This window comes from Apilactobacillus micheneri (assembly GCF_006493595.1).
Lineage (GTDB): Bacteria > Bacillota > Bacilli > Lactobacillales > Lactobacillaceae > Apilactobacillus > Apilactobacillus micheneri.
Genome location: NZ_QUBI01000002.1, coordinates 142369 through 161229 on the forward strand (window position 1 = coordinate 142369; position 18861 = coordinate 161229).

Below are 18861 nucleotides of genomic sequence, written 5' to 3' on the forward strand. Positions count from 1 at the left end.
TTTTTAATGATATATTTTAATTGTTAACAAATATTAGGAGTAGGACTTTATGCGTTAAGTGCTAACGGAACGGAATGTGAACGTTAGACGAAAATTTAATTTGCGATATATTGTCCGCATTCGCCACCAATAGTTATATTATGTGTGCCAACTTTATAATTTGTCCGTGGCAGCTCCATTTAGGAGATGTCTTATGAGTATTAAGAAGAAATTTTTTAGTTTACCTAAGCTTAGAGTGTCTGATGTTACTATTATTGCTATAATGATGGCTTTAAGCTTTATTTTAAACAAAGTTGGAATACATACTCAATATATTGTAATTACGCCAACTTTTATTGTTACTGTATTGTTATGTTACCTATATGGACCAATATGGATGGCAATTGTTTTAGGAATAACTGATATTTTGTTCACTTTTATAGGTGGAAGTGGATTATATATTCCTGGTTTTACTATTTCTGCTATATTAACTGGATTTATATATGGATCTTTCTTGTTTAAAGATTATCAATTTAAAACAAGAAATTTAATTTCAGCTCAAATTATTATCAGCCTAGTTATTCATATTTTCTTAAATACACTTTGGTTGACGTTATATAATGGAATTAATTGGAAAGTTATAATCATTTCTAGATTAATTAAAGAATTAATTTTAGTTCCAATTCAATTAATCGTTTTGGTTGGATTATTCAATATTCCAACGGTTCAAAAATTAATTAAGGATCATTGGAACTAGTTAAAAATTGTTTTGTATAATAATGATTAATATTAAGATTATGATAAAGATTCATAATCTTTTTTCTTTAGAAAGGATCTTATTAAATGGCTAAAAATATATATGATTTTAAATTAACTGAAATGAATGGACAAACAATCGATTTTAATCGTTTTAAAGATAGGGTTATATTGATTGTTAATACTGCTAGCAAATGTGGTTTGGCAGGGCAGTTAAAAGATCTTGAGTATTTATATCAAAAATATAGTGATGATGGTTTTATTGTTGTAGGAGTTCCATCTAATCAATTTCATATGGAGTTAAAATCTAATCAAAAAACTAGTGAATATTGTCAACTACATTTTGGAGTTACTTTTCCAATGTCTAAACAAGCAAAAGTTAATGGCCAAGACGAATTGCCATTATTTAAATATTTAAAAGATCAATCAAAACGTGGAAGAATAAAATTTAACTATACCAAGTTTCTAATTGGTCGTGAAGGTAACTTAGTAAGAAGGTATTCTCCTTTTAAAACCCCTAAAAAATTTGAACAAGATATCATTAATGAAATAAATAATGGTTAATTAAAGTAAAGGGGTTATATATGAAATTTACTAAAAGCTTTTATACAATTGTATTTTCACTGATAGTCATTATAATTACTATTATAGCAATTATATTTTATCGACAATCAACAAATGTAAAGACTGTTAAAAAACAAGTCGGGATTAGTTTAGATTGTGCACGCTCATTTAAAGATGTGAACACTATTAAAAAATATATTAATGAAGTTCATGAATACAAAGGGACATACTTAACACTTCATTTAACCGACAATGAAAACTTTGCTTTAGAAAGTAATACATTGCATCAAAACACTAAGAATTCTTACTATAAGTCTGGTATATATTATAATAAAAAAACTAAACTACCATTTTTAAGTAAAGAACAATTAAAAGATATTATTAATTACGGCTACAATCAAAACATTGAAATTATCCCTGAGGTAGATGTACCAGGGCATGCACAAGGTATCTTTAATTTATTAAAAATAAACGGTGAAGATAAGTTATATAGACAAGTTGTTAGAAGTGATGGATATAATGAAATGGATTATTCTAATCCTAAAACAATAGTGTTGTCTAAAAGGATAATCAGTGAATATTTACCTTTAATCAAATCTCATAATCATATATCCATCGGTGGGGATGAAATCACTGTAGGAAATATCAAACAAGAACAACAAATAGTTAAATATATTAATATAATGGATAATTATATTAATAAACATAATATAAAGATGGTTATGTGGAATGATGCTTTTCATAAAAAGGTAATTAATAAATACAATAAAAATATTTTAATAGATTATTGGAGTTATAGTGGTCAAAGAGCTAATAAAGAACAAAGTAATCAAAATATGGCATTAAGAGCTACGATGCCAGAATTAAATAAAGCAGGATTTAAAACCATTAACTGTAATTTTTATTATTTATACTTAATTGCTAATGAAAAGATATTTAATCAGCATAATATCCAATTTTGGAAAAATAGTTTAAAACAATGGAATCCACAAATTTGGAATAATAATGATACTAATCATCTAGACAAAAATAAAAATAATATTGGTATGCAATTATCAATTTGGAACGATGATAGTTATAATATTACCAATTTAAATTTATATAATAATCTGAAAACTTATATAAAAAGTTATTTAAGTTATTCAAAAAGTTTTTAAAAGCCAAAGATAAAATCTTTGGCTTTTTTATTAAGATTTTAAGTAGGGAGCAGCAAAAAGTGTTCTATATTTTTATTTATTTTTCTACTTTACATAATATACATTATACGAAGTAGTAATAAAAATATAAAATTAAATGATTTAAATTTTATATTTTATGGATGGATTGTTAATTTTAAAAATAAACATTAATTTATTCTACTAAATAATAAAACTTAAGCTTCTTTTAATTTCAGATTTAATTTCATTTGAATTTGATTTAATATACAAACTATTTAAATATTCTTTAACAAAGTCATTATGTTTAAACGCTGATAATGCTCTTATTGATTTCCATTTACATAATATATTGCAAGAATTTTTTTCCTTAATGATTGTTTTTAATAATCTACTTGTTCCTAATGAATTATTATGAAAAATACAATATCCAAGTACGTCTAGTGCTTCACTTTTTTCTGAATAACTTAGACATCCTTCTTTAATTTTTGAATATATTTCATGAACTGCAATTTTATCCATTTTTTGAAGAATTCTTGCACAAATATCACGTGCTATTGGATATGTTTTCTTTTTGCTTGTTTTTGACGGAATCTTTAAATGCTGATTATTTCCAATATGACCAAGATAACTTATTAGTAAGTCAGCTGTAATCTTTGTACCATTAGAAAGTACCTTTTGAATTTCAATTTTTGTATATAAAGGACAACCTTCTTTGATAATTGTAAAAAGTCTTTTAGACAGTATTTTTTCATATTGATCAAAATATTTACCTAATATTCTAATATTAGCCGTTTTAATACCATCATCTAAGTCTTTTGACACCATATTTGATAAAAGATCATTGTAATCATTATTCTTGTGCTTATTATAATAATATGTATTAATTTTACCCCTAGATTTATTCATAGAAATAAATTCCTCTTTTTTTACTATTAAACTAACATACGAAAATAACATCCGTAAAATGTAAACATATCAATAAATATCAAATGCTATGTAAGTAGTAAGATTAAAATAAACTGACTATATTCTTCCATTAAAACTTATAATAATAAAAAATCATCTTTACATTACAATGAAGAATGTAAAGATGATTTTTGTTTTAACATTAAAGTAAATTACCAATTAATAAAGTTGGCAAAGTATAAAAGTTGTTCTTCTTTAATAAAAAGTAATCAAATTGAGAAACAAATTGTTTACCTAATTTACGCTCTTTATTAGATTTTATCTTGTTAGCCATATTGCTTAGTTTGTTTAAGTTATATTTATTATTTTTCACTTTATTGTAGAAAATTTTCTGAGCAAATGAAACAAGTGGCTTTAGTTGTTTATCCTTGGAATGAATATTGTATAAGTCTGTAGGGAAAAATACCCATGAATTATACTTTTTATTTTTAGAAATTAAATTAACAGACATCCCATTTTGATATGACCAAATATGTTGTACTTTGAATCTTACCTTTTTATTAACAACCAATTTTTTATCCTTATTGCTATAAGGAATTACAGGATAAGAATTTGTACCAAAGTCAGCATTCTTATTAATACAGTACACATAACCTTGTTTAGAAAGTTTCTTAGCTAAGTTTTTGTATTGAGATAAATGTTTAGTAAATTTTTTTGAATGAACTTCGTTTATAGCTTTATTGTTGGCACTAGCATTGTTAATAAAGCAAGTAACACCGAGTAACAAAATCATAGGCGAAATAATAATTAAGAATTTGTTTTTAATCATAAATTATCATCCTTTTAAAATAATTTTTATTCAACATAAACAAAAGACTTCCTTTAATAAAAATTTAAACATTTTAGCTCCTGTTTCAAATTCATTGTAGTTCTCTTTTTGCAATTTGTTATTAAATAATTATAATTTTTCGATTATATTTTTATTATTTTACAATGGTTTTAATAAATGATCATTTACAAACATCGCTATTAACAAAAATTATACAGAAATCCAATTCAATAATTAGTATTGGTACTGCTAATTCACAAAAATAAAACATCTCTATCACATGAATTAAGGTGTGAAATTAGGTATGCTTTTTACTTTTCTTTTAAAACTTTACCTTCAACTTTTAAATTAATTTCTTTATATATGCTATCTATTAAATTGTCTAGCTCTTTTATCTTTTGTTTAAAAGTATTTTTACCTTTTATACTCATCACTATAAAGTTTTGCTATTTCTTTAAATATTTTTGATTCATAGTTCCTTATGTTTTATTTTTTTACCAAGATATATTTTACATTCTATTTTTTTAACAGCTTGTTTAAAAATATTTTGTTTATTGTTTTTATAATCAAAGTATATATAAATATCAAAATAAAAAAATCTCTATATTAATATAGAGATTTTCCTTAAAATATAATTATTCTAAATTTGCATGATTATTCATCATATCAGATTCATTTATATTTTCTTCATTCATTAATTGTAAAACAACTGAGTCTAAATATAACATTAAAGTTTGTTCAAATAATGATCCCATTGGTTGAATAGTTATTGAATCATCATTGTCATATTTAGATTTACTTTGAATATTAACAACATGGTCAGCAATTTTACCAATTTTCGAATCATCATTTGATGTAATTAAAATGATACTAGCACCAACTTTTTTAGCTTCTTGAGCAACAATTTTAACTTGTGCTGTATTACCTGAACCAGATGCTAAAATCAACAAATCATCTTTATGAATTGATTTTGTGGTTGTTTCACCAACGACATTGCTATTATGACCTAATTGAGCCAATCTCATTGCAAACATTTTTAAAACTAAACCTGAGCGACCCAAACCATGAGTGAATATTTGATTACTTTTAATGATTTCATTAGAAATGTTTTGATTATCTATATTTTTAGTAGAATTAGATAATTCGCCTAAAATATTTTCCAAATAATTCATTATTTCATCATTGCCTTAATTTCTTTAGCAGCTTTAGCAGGATCATCAACTGTAGAGATACCACCACCAACAATCAATAAATCAGGTTGTTCGTTAATGATTTTTTCTGCTGTATCAACCTTAATTCCACCTGCAACAGCTGTTTTAGTGTCTTTAACATTTTCTTTAATTGTGTGTAAGTCTTCAAATGGTGTTTTACCAAGTGCTTGTAAATCATAACCAGTATGAGTACTGATATAATCAGCGCCCATTTTATCTAGTTCTTGAGCACGTTTAGCAATATCTTGAACCCCAATCATATCTACAAGTAATTCTTTGCCCATTTCATGAGTGGTCTTAATTGCATCTTTGATGGATTGATCTTCAGCTACACCTAAAATAGTTGTGATATCAGCACCGTATTTGAATGCTTGACCAACTTCATATGAAGCAACATCCATAATTTTAGCATCAGCTAATAATGTAATATCAGGGAATCTATCTCTAATCTTCTTTAAGCCTTCTAAACCAAAGTTAATTACTAAAGGAGTTCCGTATTCAAATACATCCACACTATCCTTGGTTTTTTCAATTAAGTTAATTGCACCATCAATATCTTCTAAATCAATTGCTAATTGTAATTTCATAAATTAATTCTCCTTTTAAATAATGTATTTTACTTATAACGTGAAAATATATTATTTCATATGCAAAATACTTTGTAAAACATTTTAACTTATATAAGCATATTTATAACTCCATTGGGTGCCTGCAGTGTTATGAATAATTCCATGAACATTACTTTTTTGTAGATAATAAGCGCTATTTTGAAATAATGGTGTTACACCCTGATCTTTGCTTAATTCTTTACTAGCATCAAGTAAATCATCCCAACGTTTTCCCTGATTATTAGCATCTTCATTTTCTGCTTTATTAATTAAATTATCATATTTCTTATTATCGTATTTCCCATAATTATAAGGTGTCCCTTTTTGTGGAATTTGAAGGAAGGTAATTGGATCGTTAAAGTCACCGCCCCACGTGTCTAATCCCACATCAAATTTTCCATTTTGTTCATTTTGTGTATAAATTTTTGCCGGTGAACTGGTTAATTGAACTTTCATCCCCCTAAGATTACTTTCTAATTGTCCCTTCAAGTATTGAGCGGCAACATTTGAATTATTGTTGTCATTACTATTTGATAAATTAATAGATATACTACTCATCCCCAATTCTTTTAGCCCTTTCTTAAATAAAGCCTTGGCTAATTTGGGATTGTAATTTAATGTATTATTGACCGATTGTTGATCAGAAAAATCCTTCTTATTAATTGGACTGTATGCTAAGCCCTTAGGAACAAATCCTGTAACCTCAGATGAACCTTTTAAATACAACACTTTTTGTGATAATACTGATCTATCGATTGATAATGATATAGCACGGCGAATATTTTTATTATGCAATGCCTTGTTTGTACTATTAAAATTGTATCTTAAGTAAGAAATCATTGAATAAGAGTAATCTTTCATGGATTGATCATTTCTATAATTCTGTAGTTGATCAGTTGCTAGTGGAGTAATATCTAACAATCCTTGATTATATAAATTTAAACTAGTTGTGCTATCACTAACAAAGCTATAGTTAATTCTGTTTAATTTTACAGCCTTTTTATCCCAATAATCGTTGTTCTTTACATAAGACCACCTATCACCTACTCCATTCCAATTAACAATTTTAAATGGCCCCGAATAAACCATGTATTTGGAATTGGTACCATATTTGCTTCCATATTTTTTAACAGTCTTTTCACTTTGTGGACCAAATAAAGGATATGCAATCAGTGTTTTAAAGTAAGCAACCGGCTTATTTAAATTAATTTGGACTGTATGTTTATCTATTGCTTTTATACCTAATTTATCAGGATTCATATTACCTTCATTAATTTGTTGGCCATTTTTAACAGCATTAAATAAATAAGAATATTGGGCCTTTGTTTTTGGATTAACCGTGCGACGCCAGGAATATACAAAATCATTTGCAGTAATTGGATCACCATTACTAAATTTAGCGTTTCTTATTTTAAAAGTCCATGTTTTGCCATTCCTACTACTATAACCTTTAGAAGCAAGGCCCGGAGTAATTGCCCCTTTTTCTCCTAAGCGATAAAAGCTTTCATATACATTACCGGTTGATCCATACCCACCAGATTTAGATATATCAATAGTATCTAAACGACTATTAGCTGATAAGTTTAGAGTTTGTGACTTACTTTTACTTGCTTCATTATTACCACAAGCCGTTAAAACACCCCCAGCAGTTATTAATAATGCAGATGATAATAATGCTTTATAAAAATTCATAACTTTCACTCCTCTAAAATATTATATAAATCAAACAAAAAAGCCACTAGATAAGCGCTAACAAAAAATGCTAGCCTAATCCAGTGGCTCTAGTTATGTAAGTTAAAATTATATGTACTAAATCATTCTATATAAGATAAAACATTACATGCTAAAAAGGGCTACCACATTAGTGCTAACATTTAAAATACAACAACATTTACATTGTTTATTGAATAAACGTTTCATAATGTGATAGTCCTCCTTTTGTATAATTTATTATTATGAATAATACTTTAACTATATGCACAAGTCAAACATATTGAATTATTAAATGCTTAATTTTCTAAATACTTGCATGATATAATTTGGTAAAGGAGCTGTAAATATGTCTAAAAAAATTTCAATTACTATAACATCAATAATAATTATAATAGTTATTTTATTGGGATGGCTTTATATTAATACAAGTAGTGATAAAGAATCCTCTAGTAGTGCTACACAACAAATATTAAATCAATCTAAAGATAATTATACTTGGCAAGTAAAGTCATCACTCTTCGATAATACAGACGATGATGGTAGTACTAAATATCTATACTTTGACACAAAGAATTCCAAAATGGTACAACTAGATGATGACTCTGGATTTAAAGCTAATGACATCAGCAATATAGAAAAAGATAATAACATTTCATATAAATATATTGTTAAAAATGATCGAAAGATGATATTAAGTAGTAATGAAGGCAATATTATAATTACTAATTTAAGAAATGCTAATGATAAAAAAGCATTAATATTCAATGGAAATGCTCAATTTAATAAACAAGTTTCTAGAATAACATTAACTTTAGGCAAAAAATTAGAAAAATAAAAATGAAGTCTCCAGCCCGTGGACGAATAGCATTCATCCCCCATAGAGGCATCTAATTTTTTAAAATTTCAACAAAAACAGGTTGTGTTATATTCATATATGACAGTAATAATAAACTTTGTACTATCCATCTTTGAAATAGGATTTGCTATGTTCTTTGGACTTGTATCAATAATGTATTCTGGATCAAGTGGACATTATGCTCATATGTTGGTATTTATGCTTGCAGTATTAGCTTTTTTGATGATAATACAAGCCATTTTAAACTTTACTAAAGCAAACAAAAATTTTAAGTTCTTAGTAAACGTAAGTTTAATTATATTTATAATTTATTTTTATTTGATGTATCAAGAGCTTCCATTTGAAATGTTCATAATTATCGAACTTATAAGCATAATAAATTTACTAAATACATTTATTCAAAACAAAAATGTTAACATTTAAATAAAAGCTGTCCATTAACCTAATTATTGGCTAATGGACAGCTTTTTTATTCCATAATTTTATTTTATAGCTTTTAAACCTATATCACTACGATACAAGTAATTATTTTGATTGACTGATTTTAAAATTAATTCGTTAATTTGATGTTGTGCGTTTAGAATATTATTACTTTTAGTAGTAACCATCAACACTCGCCCACCATGGCTATAAATAAGACCATTATCATCTTGAACTCCTGAATAGATAATATTAGTGCCATCAGGAAATTTAGGTAATTCTAAATGATCTGATGGCTTTTTAGGGTAACCTTTAGCAGCCAACACTGTTCCTAAATAATATTTAGATGCATCCCATTTTACATGAATCTTTTTACCATCTAATAAGTTAACGATTAAATCACCTAAATCACTTTTTAGCTGCGGTAGGATCACTTGAGTTTCAGGATCACCCATTCGCACATTGAATTCAATAACTTTGATGCCCTGTTTAGTCATAATTAAGCCTGCATATAAGAATCCAACAAAGGGATGCCCTTCATTTACCATTGTACTTAGTAATGGCTTTATCACTTTATTAATTGCATTTTGAGTAACCTCTTTGCCAAATTGAGGCAAAGGACTATATGCTCCCATTCCGCCAGTATTAGGTCCTTCATCATTATTCATTAATCTTTTATGATCTTGCGCTAATGGCATGGGAATAAATTTTTCGCCATTGGCCATAACAATAAATGAAAATTCTTCACCATCTAAATACTCTTCAATAATTATTGATTGTTGATTAGGTAAGGAAAATAAATGATTAATTGCATTAGTAGCTTGTGACTTGGTATTCACAATGATTACGCCTTTACCACCTGCTAGTCCATTTGCTTTTATCACTAATGGTAAATTATGACTATCTACGTATGCCAAAGCACTATTAGTGTCATAGAATTCTTGATAATCAGCTGTTGGAATACTTGCTTTTTGCATCATATCTTTAGCAAATACCTTGGAGCTTTCTAATTGTGCCGTATATTGATCAGGACCAAAAATTTTTATGCCGGATTTTTTAAAGACATCAACAATTCCATTGGACAAAGGTTGTTCAGGTCCGACAATTGTACAAACAACACGATGACTTTGAGCAAATACGGTTAAATCATTAAAATTCATTTCATTAATTTGAACACAATGAACATTATCCATTCTTTCCATCATTGGGTTACCTGGTGCAACATACACGTGATGATTATCTTTTTTAGCTAAACATTGGGCGATTGAATACTCACGACCACCCGAACCAATTACCAACCAATTTTCCATTATTAGCACTCCTAATCTATATCAATAAATTAAAAATAAGTATGGATGGAATCGAACCATCGTGCTTACCTAATTATTTAAGCCATACTTGCCAAACTATTAATGCTTAAAATGACGTTTTCCACTAAATACTAAAGCTATACCTAATTCATTGGCCTTATCAATTGAAGCCTGGTCTTTAATACTACCACCAGGCTCAACAATCGCTTTGATACCATGCTTGGCCGCAAATTCGACACAATCATCCATAGGGAAGAAAGCATCAGACGCTAAAATAGCTTTATCATAACCAGCTTTAGGTTTGGCTTTATCAATCGCGATTTTAGTTGAATCAATCCGATTCATTTGGCCTGCACCAACCCCAAGAGTTTTAGTATCAGTTGTCACCACAATCGCATTACTCTTAACATGCTTAACAACATTTTGACCAAATGCCAAAGCTTTTAATTGATCTGCAGTGGGGTTAACTTTAGAAACAACTTTAAAATTAGCTGGTTCTTCATGTAGAAGATCACGATTTTGTACTAACATCCCACCTAATACACTAACTTCATCATGTCCTTTTTGATCAATAGGACCAAATGGGAGTGTAATTAAACGAATATTTTTCTTTTTAGCCAAAACATCATATGCTTCATCAGTAAATGAAGGAGCAATTACAATTTCTAAAAAGATAGAATGCATCTTTTGGGCAGTTGCTAAATCAACTTCACGATTTAAAACAATAATTCCACCAAAAATAGATATTGGATCAGCATCAAAAGCTTCTTGCCAGGCATCTAACAAATTATTGGCTGTTCCAATGCCACAAGGGTTCATATGTTTTAGTGCAACGACAGTTGGTTGATTAGGAAATTCAGCAATTACTCTTAGTGCCGCATCAGCATCCCTAATATTATTATATGACAAAGCTTTACCATGTAATTGTTTTGCATTAGCTAAGGAATACTTTTCAGGGATGGCTTGCTTATAATATGCAGCTTGTTGATGACTATTTTCACCATAGCGCATATTTTCTACCTTTTCATAAGTTAGAGTTAATTTATCAGGGAATTCCTCGTTGGTTAAGTATTTAGCAATTAAAGCATCATAAGCCGCAGTTTGTCTAAACACTTTGGCTGCTAAATGACGATGATATTTACTATCTAGTTTATTGTCATTATATCTTTCGATGTAATCATCGTAATCATTAACATCGGTTAATACGATTACATCTTGGCTATTCTTAGCAGCTGCCCTCAACATTGAAGGACCGCCAATATCAATATTTTCAATTGCTTCATCATCTGTTACACCCGGTTTTTCGATCGTTGTTTTAAATGGATAAAGATTTACACATACTAAATCGATGGGCTGGATGTTTTCAGCTGACAATTGTTTCATATGTACCGGATTATCACGTTTTGCTAAAATACCAGCATGAATTCTAGGATGCAATGTTTTAACACGTCCATCAAGCATTTCTTGAAAGTTAGTTATATCTTCTACGGCGATTGCTTGTACACCATTATCCAATAATTTCTTTAATGTACCGCCTGTAGAAATAACTTGAAAGTTTCTGGCTTCTAGTTTCTTAGCAAATTCAACAATTCCGGTTTTATCATAAACACTTAATAATGCTAATTTTTTCAATTTATAGTACCCCTTTATTAATTAATTCATGAATGGTATTTGGATATAATTGATGCTCGACATGATGAATCCTGTTTTCCAAATCTTCTAAACTATCTTTTGGATATCTTTTAACTTTTGCTTGTGCAATAATTTTTCCAGTATCAACACCAGCATTTACATAATGGATTGTTACACCAGTTACATCTACGTTGGCATTGTATGCATCTAGAATACCTTGTTTTCCAGGAAAATTAGGTAATAATGCAGGATGAATATTTAAAATGCGTTTGGGAAAAGCGTTTAATAAGGTTGAACCAACAATTCGCATATAACCAGCTAAGAAAATTGTTGAAATGTCATTAGCTTTCAAACACCGTAAAATATTCTGTTCTCGTTCTTTTTTACTAATTCCCTTTTTAACTTCTGATATAAAAACTGGAACATGATATTTTTCTGCTCTTTTGATTACATAAGCATTGGGATGATCACACACTAACACTCCTATGTTAATTGGTAATTTAGCTTTCATAATCGCTTCAAAATTGGTACCGTTCCCTGAAGCAAAGACAGCAGCATTTAATTCTTTATTTTGATTAAATGAATTCAACTGCTTGTTCATTTCTTTTCACCACCTTACCAATTTCATAGTAATTCTCGTTTCTTGCATTTAGCTCATTAATCACCTTCTTTAAATTCTTAGGATCGACTACTAATATCATCCCAAGTCCTTGATTAAAAACTTGGTCCATTTCATGTTGGCTTAATTTGCCTTTTGCTTGTAAAAAATTAAAAATTTCTGGTACATGCCAACTACCGTGGTTAATTTTTGCGGTTAAATTTTCTGGAATCATTCTTGATAAATTGTCAGCAATTCCACCACCAGTAATGTGAGCCATTGCATTGATTAGGTTTGATTTTACTAAAGGATAAACGCTATTGTAATAAAGTTTGGTTGGCTTTAATAAAATATTAATTAGTTTCTCTGACATCTCTTGATATTGCTTATTTAAATCTAAATTTGCATCATCAATAATTTTACGAACTAATGAGTATCCATTTGAATGAATACCAGATGATGACAAGCCAATCAAAATATCATTTTCATGAACATTTTCTTTAGAAAGTAATAAACTATGATCAGCGATACCTACTGCAAACCCGCTTAAATCATAATCTTCTTTGGCTTGATAAATACCCGGCATTTCGGCCATCTCACCACCAATTAGTGACAATCCAGCTTGTTTACAACCTTCAGCAATCCCGGAAACTATCTTTTTAACCTTATTTGGTTCCAATTGGCCAACTCCTAAATAATCTAAAAAGAAAAGTGGTTGGGCACCTTGTGCCAAAATATCGTTAGCACACATTGCTACTAAGTCAATACCAATAGTATTATGTTGATTAGCTTGAATTGCTAATAACAATTTGGTTCCAACACCATCAGTCCCAGATACTAGTACTGGATTATTAAGATTACTGATATCATTTGCTAAACTGTATTCAGCACCAAAACCCCCAATCCCAGATATGACATTTTTATCTTGAGTAGATTTAACGATTTGACTAATATTTTTAACGGCTGCTATTCCATTATCAATATTGACGCCCGCCTTTTGATATTCATTAGGCAAATTATTTCACCCCTTTACTTTGCTCGATTTGTTTGGTTTCTGCATCGTATTTATCCTGATAGTCATATAATTTTGTTGGATACTTGCCATCAAAGTATGCTGTACATAATCCATGATACTGATTATCAGAATCAATATTAATCGATTTAATCATGCCGGAGATGCTTAAATATGCTAATGAGTCTGCCCCGATGGATTCTCTAATTTCTTCAACCGTTTTATTAGCACCAATTAATTCGGCTTTGCTTTCAATATCGACACCATAAAAGCATGGATATTTGATAACTGGTGATGCAATTCTAACGTGAATTGATTTAGCACCAGCTGCTTGAAGTAATTTAACGATATATTTACTAGTAGTCCCTCTTACAATTGAATCATCCACTAATATTATATCTTTACCTTGAACCACTGACTTTACAGCCGCTAGTTTCATTGAAACACCACTTTCACGCTTATCCTGGGTAGGTTCAATAAAAGTCCTGGCAACATATTGATTTTTAATCATTCCCATATCAAACGGAATGCCACTTGCTTGAGCATAGCCAATTGCAGCGTCTAAAGAAGAATTAGGAACCCCTAGCACAACATCTGCTTTTACGGGATGCTCTTGAGCAATGGTTACCCCCATCTTTTTTCTAGCTTCATGAACACTAACTCCATGAATTACTGAATCAGCTCGAGCAAAATAAATATATTCCAATGAACAAACGGTCAAGCCTTGCGATTTGGTAAAATGATTGATTGTATATCCATTGTCATTAATTGTTATCATTTCACCAGGCTGCAAATCTCTAATATATTTAGCGCCAATTTGGTCTAGAGCACATGTTTCACTGCATAAGATATAACTACCGTCTTTGTTTTGACCTAAAACGATGGGTCTAAGTCCATGCGGATCAGCAACACCAGTCATGCCCTTAGCAGTCATAATAATAAATGCAAAACCACCACGTATTTTTTTTAGGGATGCTTTTAAACGATCAATGAATTTATCATGATTATCTAACATTACCAATAATCCTAAGAGTTCACTATCAGAGTCGGCTTGAAAATGTGCTCCATTTTTAGACAAATCTTTTCTTAGTGTTTCAGCATTAGTTAAATTACCATTATGTGATATAGCAAACGGCATTTTAGGATCATTAAAAAAGAAAGGTTGAATATTTTGTAGGCCACGGCTTCCAGCAGTTGCATAACGAATATGACCAATTGCTGAATTTCCAGTTAGTTTATCCAGATTATTTTGATTTTTAAACACCGTTGATAGGAGCCCTTGACCTTTGTGAGCATATACTTTATTGCCATCAAAAGAGATAATTCCGGCACCTTCTTGACCACGATGTTGTAAACTATGCATCCCTAAATATGCATTTTCAGCAGCATCTTTAGCATTAAAAATACCAAATATTCCACACTCTTCATTTAAACTCTTTATTTCATGTAGCATGCTAGACTGTCCTCCCATGCATTACGCAAATTAAATATATCACCAGTTAAACTCCCATTATTTAATTGCATATTTATTTTATGATTTGCAGTTGTATGACCAATCATCTCAACCTTTTTACCAGCAATTTTTTCGAATTTATCTTTGTTAATGGGATCAATCGTTAATACAAATCTGGACTGAGTTTCTGAAAATAATTGTTCTTTAGATATATTAATCTCGCCATTAAAACCTAATCCTTTTTTGAATAAGCTTTCAGTAATAGCTATGCCTAGTCCACCTTCACTAACATCATGAACACTGTTAGCTAATCCTTCTTTGATAATATTTTGTACTAACTTTTGATTATCGTATTCTTCGTTTAAATCAAAATGTTTAATGTCACCACTAATTTTTTTATTTAGCATTTTTTGTAATTCTGAGCCATTAAAATCGTCATATGTTTGGCCAATAACGTATACTAAATTTTTAGCTTTTTTAGCATGTTGATCCATAACATTGCTATTGTTTTCAATTAAACCAACCATGCCTACCATTGGGGTTGGATAAATTGAATTACCATCGGTCTCGTTATATAGTGAAACGTTTCCACCGATTACTGGAGTGTCAAACTTTTTGCAAGCTTCTGACATTCCTTCAACCGATTGATCCATTGAATAATAGCTGTCGGAATCATCAGGATTACCAAAATTTAAACAATCAGTAATGCCAATTGGTTGTCCTCCACTGGCTACAATATTACGAGCTGCTTCTGCAACAGCAATTTGTCCACCAACATAAGGATTTAAATATATATATCGACTATTACAATCAGTAGTCATTGCTAATGACTTGTTGGTGTGTCTAATTCTTACTATTGCTGCGTCACTACCTGGTGACAAAACAGTATTCGCTTGAACCCGACTATCATATTGACGATAAATGCTGTTTTTTGAAGCGATAGTTGGCTGTGATAATAATTCTTTTAGTATCTGATATGTATCATCAAATGCTGGATAATAATCATTTGTTCTTTTTAACAATCGCTTAGGTTTTATGACTGGATGCGAATATTCTGGAACATCATCAACTAGACTTTTGGTTGGAATATCACAAACTATCTCGTCTTGAAAGCTCAATCGATATTGACCATCATCGTTAACTTTTCCAATAACTATAGCCTCAAGTTTATATTTTTTGAAAATATTAATAACCTCGTCTTCATGCCCTTTTTTGACACATAAAAGCATTCTTTCTTGAGATTCAGAGAGCATCATTTCATATGGAGTCATTCCAGATTCACGTTTAGGAACTAAATCTAGGTTTAAGTCCACTCCACTATTTGCTTTAGCTGCCATTTCTGCAGAAGATGATACAATTCCCGCAGCTCCCATATCTTGAATACCAACTAAGATATCCGAATGATACTTAGTTATTTCTAAACAAGCATCTACTAATAGCTTTTCCATAAAAGGATCACCAACTTGAACTGCTGAACGTCCTGCTTCTTCTTTCTCGCTAAATTCACTTGAGGCAAAAGTAGCACCATTAATTCCATCACGTCCAGTTTTGGCACCTACATAAATAATGGAATTACCTAAACCCTTTGAACGACCAGTTTCCATATCCTTTTTATTCATTAATCCAACACACATTACGTTAACTAATGGATTTCCATTATATGTATCGTCAAATCCAATTTCACCACCAACTGTTGGAATTCCAATACAATTACCATAATTAGCAATTCCTGAAACGACTTGAGATAATAAAAAGCGATTTTTTTGGCTATCTAAATTGCCAAATCTTAGGCTATTTAATGATGCAATGGGTTTAGCTCCCATTGAAAAAATATCACGAATAATACCACCAACTCCGGTTGCAGCTCCTTCATATGGTTCTACAAAACTGGGATGATTATGACTTTCTGCTTTAAAAACAACTGCTTGTCCATCATCAATATCTAAAACTCCAGCACCTTCACCCGGACCTTGTAAAACTCGTGATCCGTCTGACCAAAATTTTCTTAAAATAGATTTTGAATTTTTATATGAACAATGTTCACTCCACATCCCCGAAAACAAACCAATTTCCGTATAATTAGGTAATCTATGAATTAATTTATCTACAATTATTTTATATTCTTTTTCAGTTAAGCCCATTTGAACATATAATTTTTGATCACGAATTTCTTCGGCTGATGGTTCAATATGCTTTTTTAACATAGTTAGCTCCTTACCTTGTGATTTAAAATTGATTTAAAGAATTTTAGTCCATCCTTGCTACCTAAAATATCTTCGACTGCTCTTTCTGGATGTGGCATCATTCCTAATACATTACCTTCTTTATTGACAATCCCTGCAATATCAGAAATGCTACCATTAGGATTATTGTTATAAGTGAAAACGATTTGGTGATTATCTTTAAGACTAGCTAAAGTGTCTTGATCACAATAATAATGTCCCTCACCATGTGCGACAGGAATGTTAATTTGTTCATTCTTCTTGTATTCATTGGTAAAAATGGTTTGATTATTTGATACCGACAATTTTTCCCAATTAGAAACAAATTGCATATTATTATTTTTAATTAAAGATCCGGGAAGTAAATGTGATTCGGTGAGAATTTGGAAGCCGTTGCAAATGCCAATAATTATTTTTCCATTGTTGGCAGTTTCTTTTATGCTCTTCATGATAGGAGATAAACTTGCAATTGCACCGCTTCTTAAGTAATCGCCAAAGGAAAATCCTCCTGGTAGTAAAATCACATCATACATATTAAGGTTAGTATCTTCAGAAGAAACCATGTCACAATTTTCTCCAATTCCATCCTTGATTGCATAATATAAATCATTGTCACAATTAGACCCTGGAAAACTAATTACTGCAAATCTCATTGGATTACACTTCCTTTATCTCATAGTGGTATGTTTCCATATTTTGATTAACTAATAATTCTTCGCATGCTTTTTTTAAAACATTCTCAGCATCTTCTTGATTATTTTCATTTAAATTAATTTCAAAATATTTTCCCTGTGAAATTGATTCAACACTTTGATGATTTAAACTGTGTAATGCTTTTTTAATAGCTTCGCCCTGAGGATCTAAAATTGATGGTTTGTGACTTACATATAATTTAGCCAAATACATAATATTATTGCTCCTTATGCCAGTTCTTTTTGTAATTTATGTAAAACTTTGTAGTAGCCTTTCATCATATTTCCTTCATTCTTACGAAAGACATCTTTATCTAATGATTCTTTTGTATCTGTATCTATTAGTCGACATGAATCTGGTGAAATTTCATCAGCCAAAATTATATGATTGCTTTCATCTATTCCGAATTCCACTTTAAAGTCGACTAATGTAATATTTATTTCTTTAAATAAATTGATTAATGCTATATTTATTTTTAAAGCTAAATCACGCATTTTAGATAATTGATGTTCATTTGCAATATTCAAAGCTTGGGCATCTAAATCGTTTACCATTGGATCGTGAAGCTCATCATTTTTCATAAAGAATTCAACAACTGGTTTTGATAATTGATGTAAGTTATTAGTGCCAAATCTTTTCTGAAAATGTCCTGATGACAAATTTCTTACTACTACTTCTAATGGAAGCATATTCACCTTTTTATTTAACTGATCTGTATTAGATGTTTGTTCAATAAAATGATTAGGGATGTCAAATTTATTTAAATATTGAAAAATTAAACTAGATATTTGATTATTGACTGCCCCTTTATTTTCGATTTGTTCATTTCTTTTGCCATCACCAGCAGTAGTGTGATTTGTATAATGAACTTTTAAAACGTTTTTATCATTAGTTTGAAACAATTGTTTAGTTTTACCTGAGTCGACTAATTTATCCATTGTT

Annotated in this window: 18 protein-coding genes and 1 riboswitch; of the genes, 4 read left to right on the forward strand and 14 right to left on the reverse strand. The window is 29.8% G+C overall.

Annotation, left to right across the window (positions count from 1 at the left end):
- The first annotated feature begins 33 nt into the window (after nucleotides 1–33).
- Nucleotides 34–126, forward strand: a riboswitch (THF riboswitch).
- A 67-nt stretch (nucleotides 127–193) separates the two neighbouring features.
- The 3 genes from DY123_RS02575 (at nucleotide 194) to DY123_RS02585 (ending at nucleotide 2456) form a co-directional block, all read left to right on the forward strand.
- A complete protein-coding gene (locus DY123_RS02575) occupies nucleotides 194–736 on the forward strand; it encodes a folate family ECF transporter S component (RefSeq protein WP_108982653.1) in 543 nt (180 codons plus the stop codon).
- 86 nt (nucleotides 737–822) lie between these two features.
- A complete protein-coding gene (locus tag DY123_RS02580) occupies nucleotides 823–1299 on the forward strand; it encodes a glutathione peroxidase (protein WP_140924007.1) in 477 nt (158 codons plus the stop codon).
- Between the two features lie 20 nt (nucleotides 1300–1319).
- The gene (locus DY123_RS02585) at nucleotides 1320–2456 is read left to right on the forward strand and encodes a family 20 glycosylhydrolase (protein WP_140936393.1); all 1137 of its coding nucleotides are present in this window, start codon (nucleotides 1320–1322) and stop codon (nucleotides 2454–2456) included.
- Nucleotides 2457–2657: 201 nt separating this feature from the next.
- Here the strand turns inward: DY123_RS02585 and DY123_RS02590 are convergent, their stop codons facing one another.
- The 5 genes from DY123_RS02590 to DY123_RS02610 form a co-directional block, all read right to left on the reverse strand.
- Nucleotides 2658–3362: a hypothetical protein gene (locus DY123_RS02590; protein ID WP_140924011.1), complete on the reverse strand. Its 705-nt coding sequence runs from the start codon at nucleotides 3360–3362 to the stop codon at nucleotides 2658–2660.
- A 202-nt stretch (nucleotides 3363–3564) separates the two neighbouring features.
- Nucleotides 3565–4191, reverse strand: a complete 627-nt coding sequence (locus tag DY123_RS02595) for a hypothetical protein (protein ID WP_140924013.1) — start codon at nucleotides 4189–4191, stop codon at nucleotides 3565–3567.
- Nucleotides 4192–4826: 635 nt separating this feature from the next.
- Entirely contained in the window at nucleotides 4827–5363 is a 537-nt protein-coding gene (hxlB, locus tag DY123_RS02600; RefSeq protein ID WP_140924014.1) for a 6-phospho-3-hexuloisomerase, read from the reverse strand.
- Complete coding sequence (hxlA, locus tag DY123_RS02605) at nucleotides 5363–5989, reverse strand: 3-hexulose-6-phosphate synthase (protein WP_108982660.1); 627 nt, start codon at nucleotides 5987–5989, stop codon at nucleotides 5363–5365. The genes hxlB and hxlA overlap by 1 nt, the downstream gene beginning before the upstream one ends.
- Nucleotides 5990–6073: 84 nt before the next feature.
- Nucleotides 6074–7702, reverse strand: a complete 1629-nt coding sequence (locus tag DY123_RS02610; RefSeq protein ID WP_140924016.1) for a peptide ABC transporter substrate-binding protein — start codon at nucleotides 7700–7702, stop codon at nucleotides 6074–6076.
- A 367-nt stretch (nucleotides 7703–8069) separates the two neighbouring features.
- On the opposite strand from DY123_RS02610, the gene DY123_RS02615 reads away from it, so the two are divergent.
- Nucleotides 8070–8558: a hypothetical protein gene (locus DY123_RS02615; protein ID WP_140924018.1), complete on the forward strand. Its 489-nt coding sequence runs from the start codon at nucleotides 8070–8072 to the stop codon at nucleotides 8556–8558.
- Between the two features lie 503 nt (nucleotides 8559–9061).
- On the opposite strand, the gene purD is transcribed toward DY123_RS02615, so the two are convergent.
- From purD to purC, 9 genes are all read right to left on the reverse strand, one after another.
- The gene (purD, locus tag DY123_RS02620; protein WP_140924020.1) at nucleotides 9062–10309 is read right to left on the reverse strand and encodes a phosphoribosylamine--glycine ligase; all 1248 of its coding nucleotides are present in this window, start codon (nucleotides 10307–10309) and stop codon (nucleotides 9062–9064) included.
- A 99-nt stretch (nucleotides 10310–10408) separates the two neighbouring features.
- Entirely contained in the window at nucleotides 10409–11941 is a 1533-nt protein-coding gene (gene purH, locus DY123_RS02625) for a bifunctional phosphoribosylaminoimidazolecarboxamide formyltransferase/IMP cyclohydrolase (protein ID WP_140924022.1), read from the reverse strand.
- A gap of 1 nt (nucleotide 11942) precedes the next feature.
- A complete protein-coding gene (gene purN, locus DY123_RS02630) occupies nucleotides 11943–12542 on the reverse strand; it encodes a phosphoribosylglycinamide formyltransferase (RefSeq protein ID WP_140924024.1) in 600 nt (199 codons plus the stop codon).
- Entirely contained in the window at nucleotides 12517–13554 is a 1038-nt protein-coding gene (purM, locus tag DY123_RS02635; RefSeq protein ID WP_140924026.1) for a phosphoribosylformylglycinamidine cyclo-ligase, read from the reverse strand. The genes purN and purM overlap by 26 nt, the downstream gene beginning before the upstream one ends.
- 1 nt (nucleotide 13555) lies before the next feature.
- Nucleotides 13556–15004, reverse strand: a complete 1449-nt coding sequence (gene purF, locus DY123_RS02640; protein ID WP_140936394.1) for an amidophosphoribosyltransferase — start codon at nucleotides 15002–15004, stop codon at nucleotides 13556–13558.
- On the reverse strand, nucleotides 14989–17208 hold the full coding sequence (gene purL, locus DY123_RS02645) for a phosphoribosylformylglycinamidine synthase subunit PurL (RefSeq protein WP_140936188.1): 2220 nt from the start codon (nucleotides 17206–17208) through the stop codon (nucleotides 14989–14991). Before purL ends, purF begins: the two co-directional genes overlap by 16 nt.
- A 2-nt stretch (nucleotides 17209–17210) precedes the next feature.
- A complete protein-coding gene (gene purQ / locus DY123_RS02650) occupies nucleotides 17211–17879 on the reverse strand; it encodes a phosphoribosylformylglycinamidine synthase subunit PurQ (RefSeq protein ID WP_140924032.1) in 669 nt (222 codons plus the stop codon).
- Between the two features lie 4 nt (nucleotides 17880–17883).
- A complete protein-coding gene (purS, locus tag DY123_RS02655) occupies nucleotides 17884–18132 on the reverse strand; it encodes a phosphoribosylformylglycinamidine synthase subunit PurS (protein ID WP_105964613.1) in 249 nt (82 codons plus the stop codon).
- 14 nt (nucleotides 18133–18146) lie between these two features.
- Complete coding sequence (gene purC / locus DY123_RS02660; protein ID WP_140924035.1) at nucleotides 18147–18857, reverse strand: phosphoribosylaminoimidazolesuccinocarboxamide synthase; 711 nt, start codon at nucleotides 18855–18857, stop codon at nucleotides 18147–18149.
- Between the last annotated feature and the right edge of the window lie 4 nt (nucleotides 18858–18861).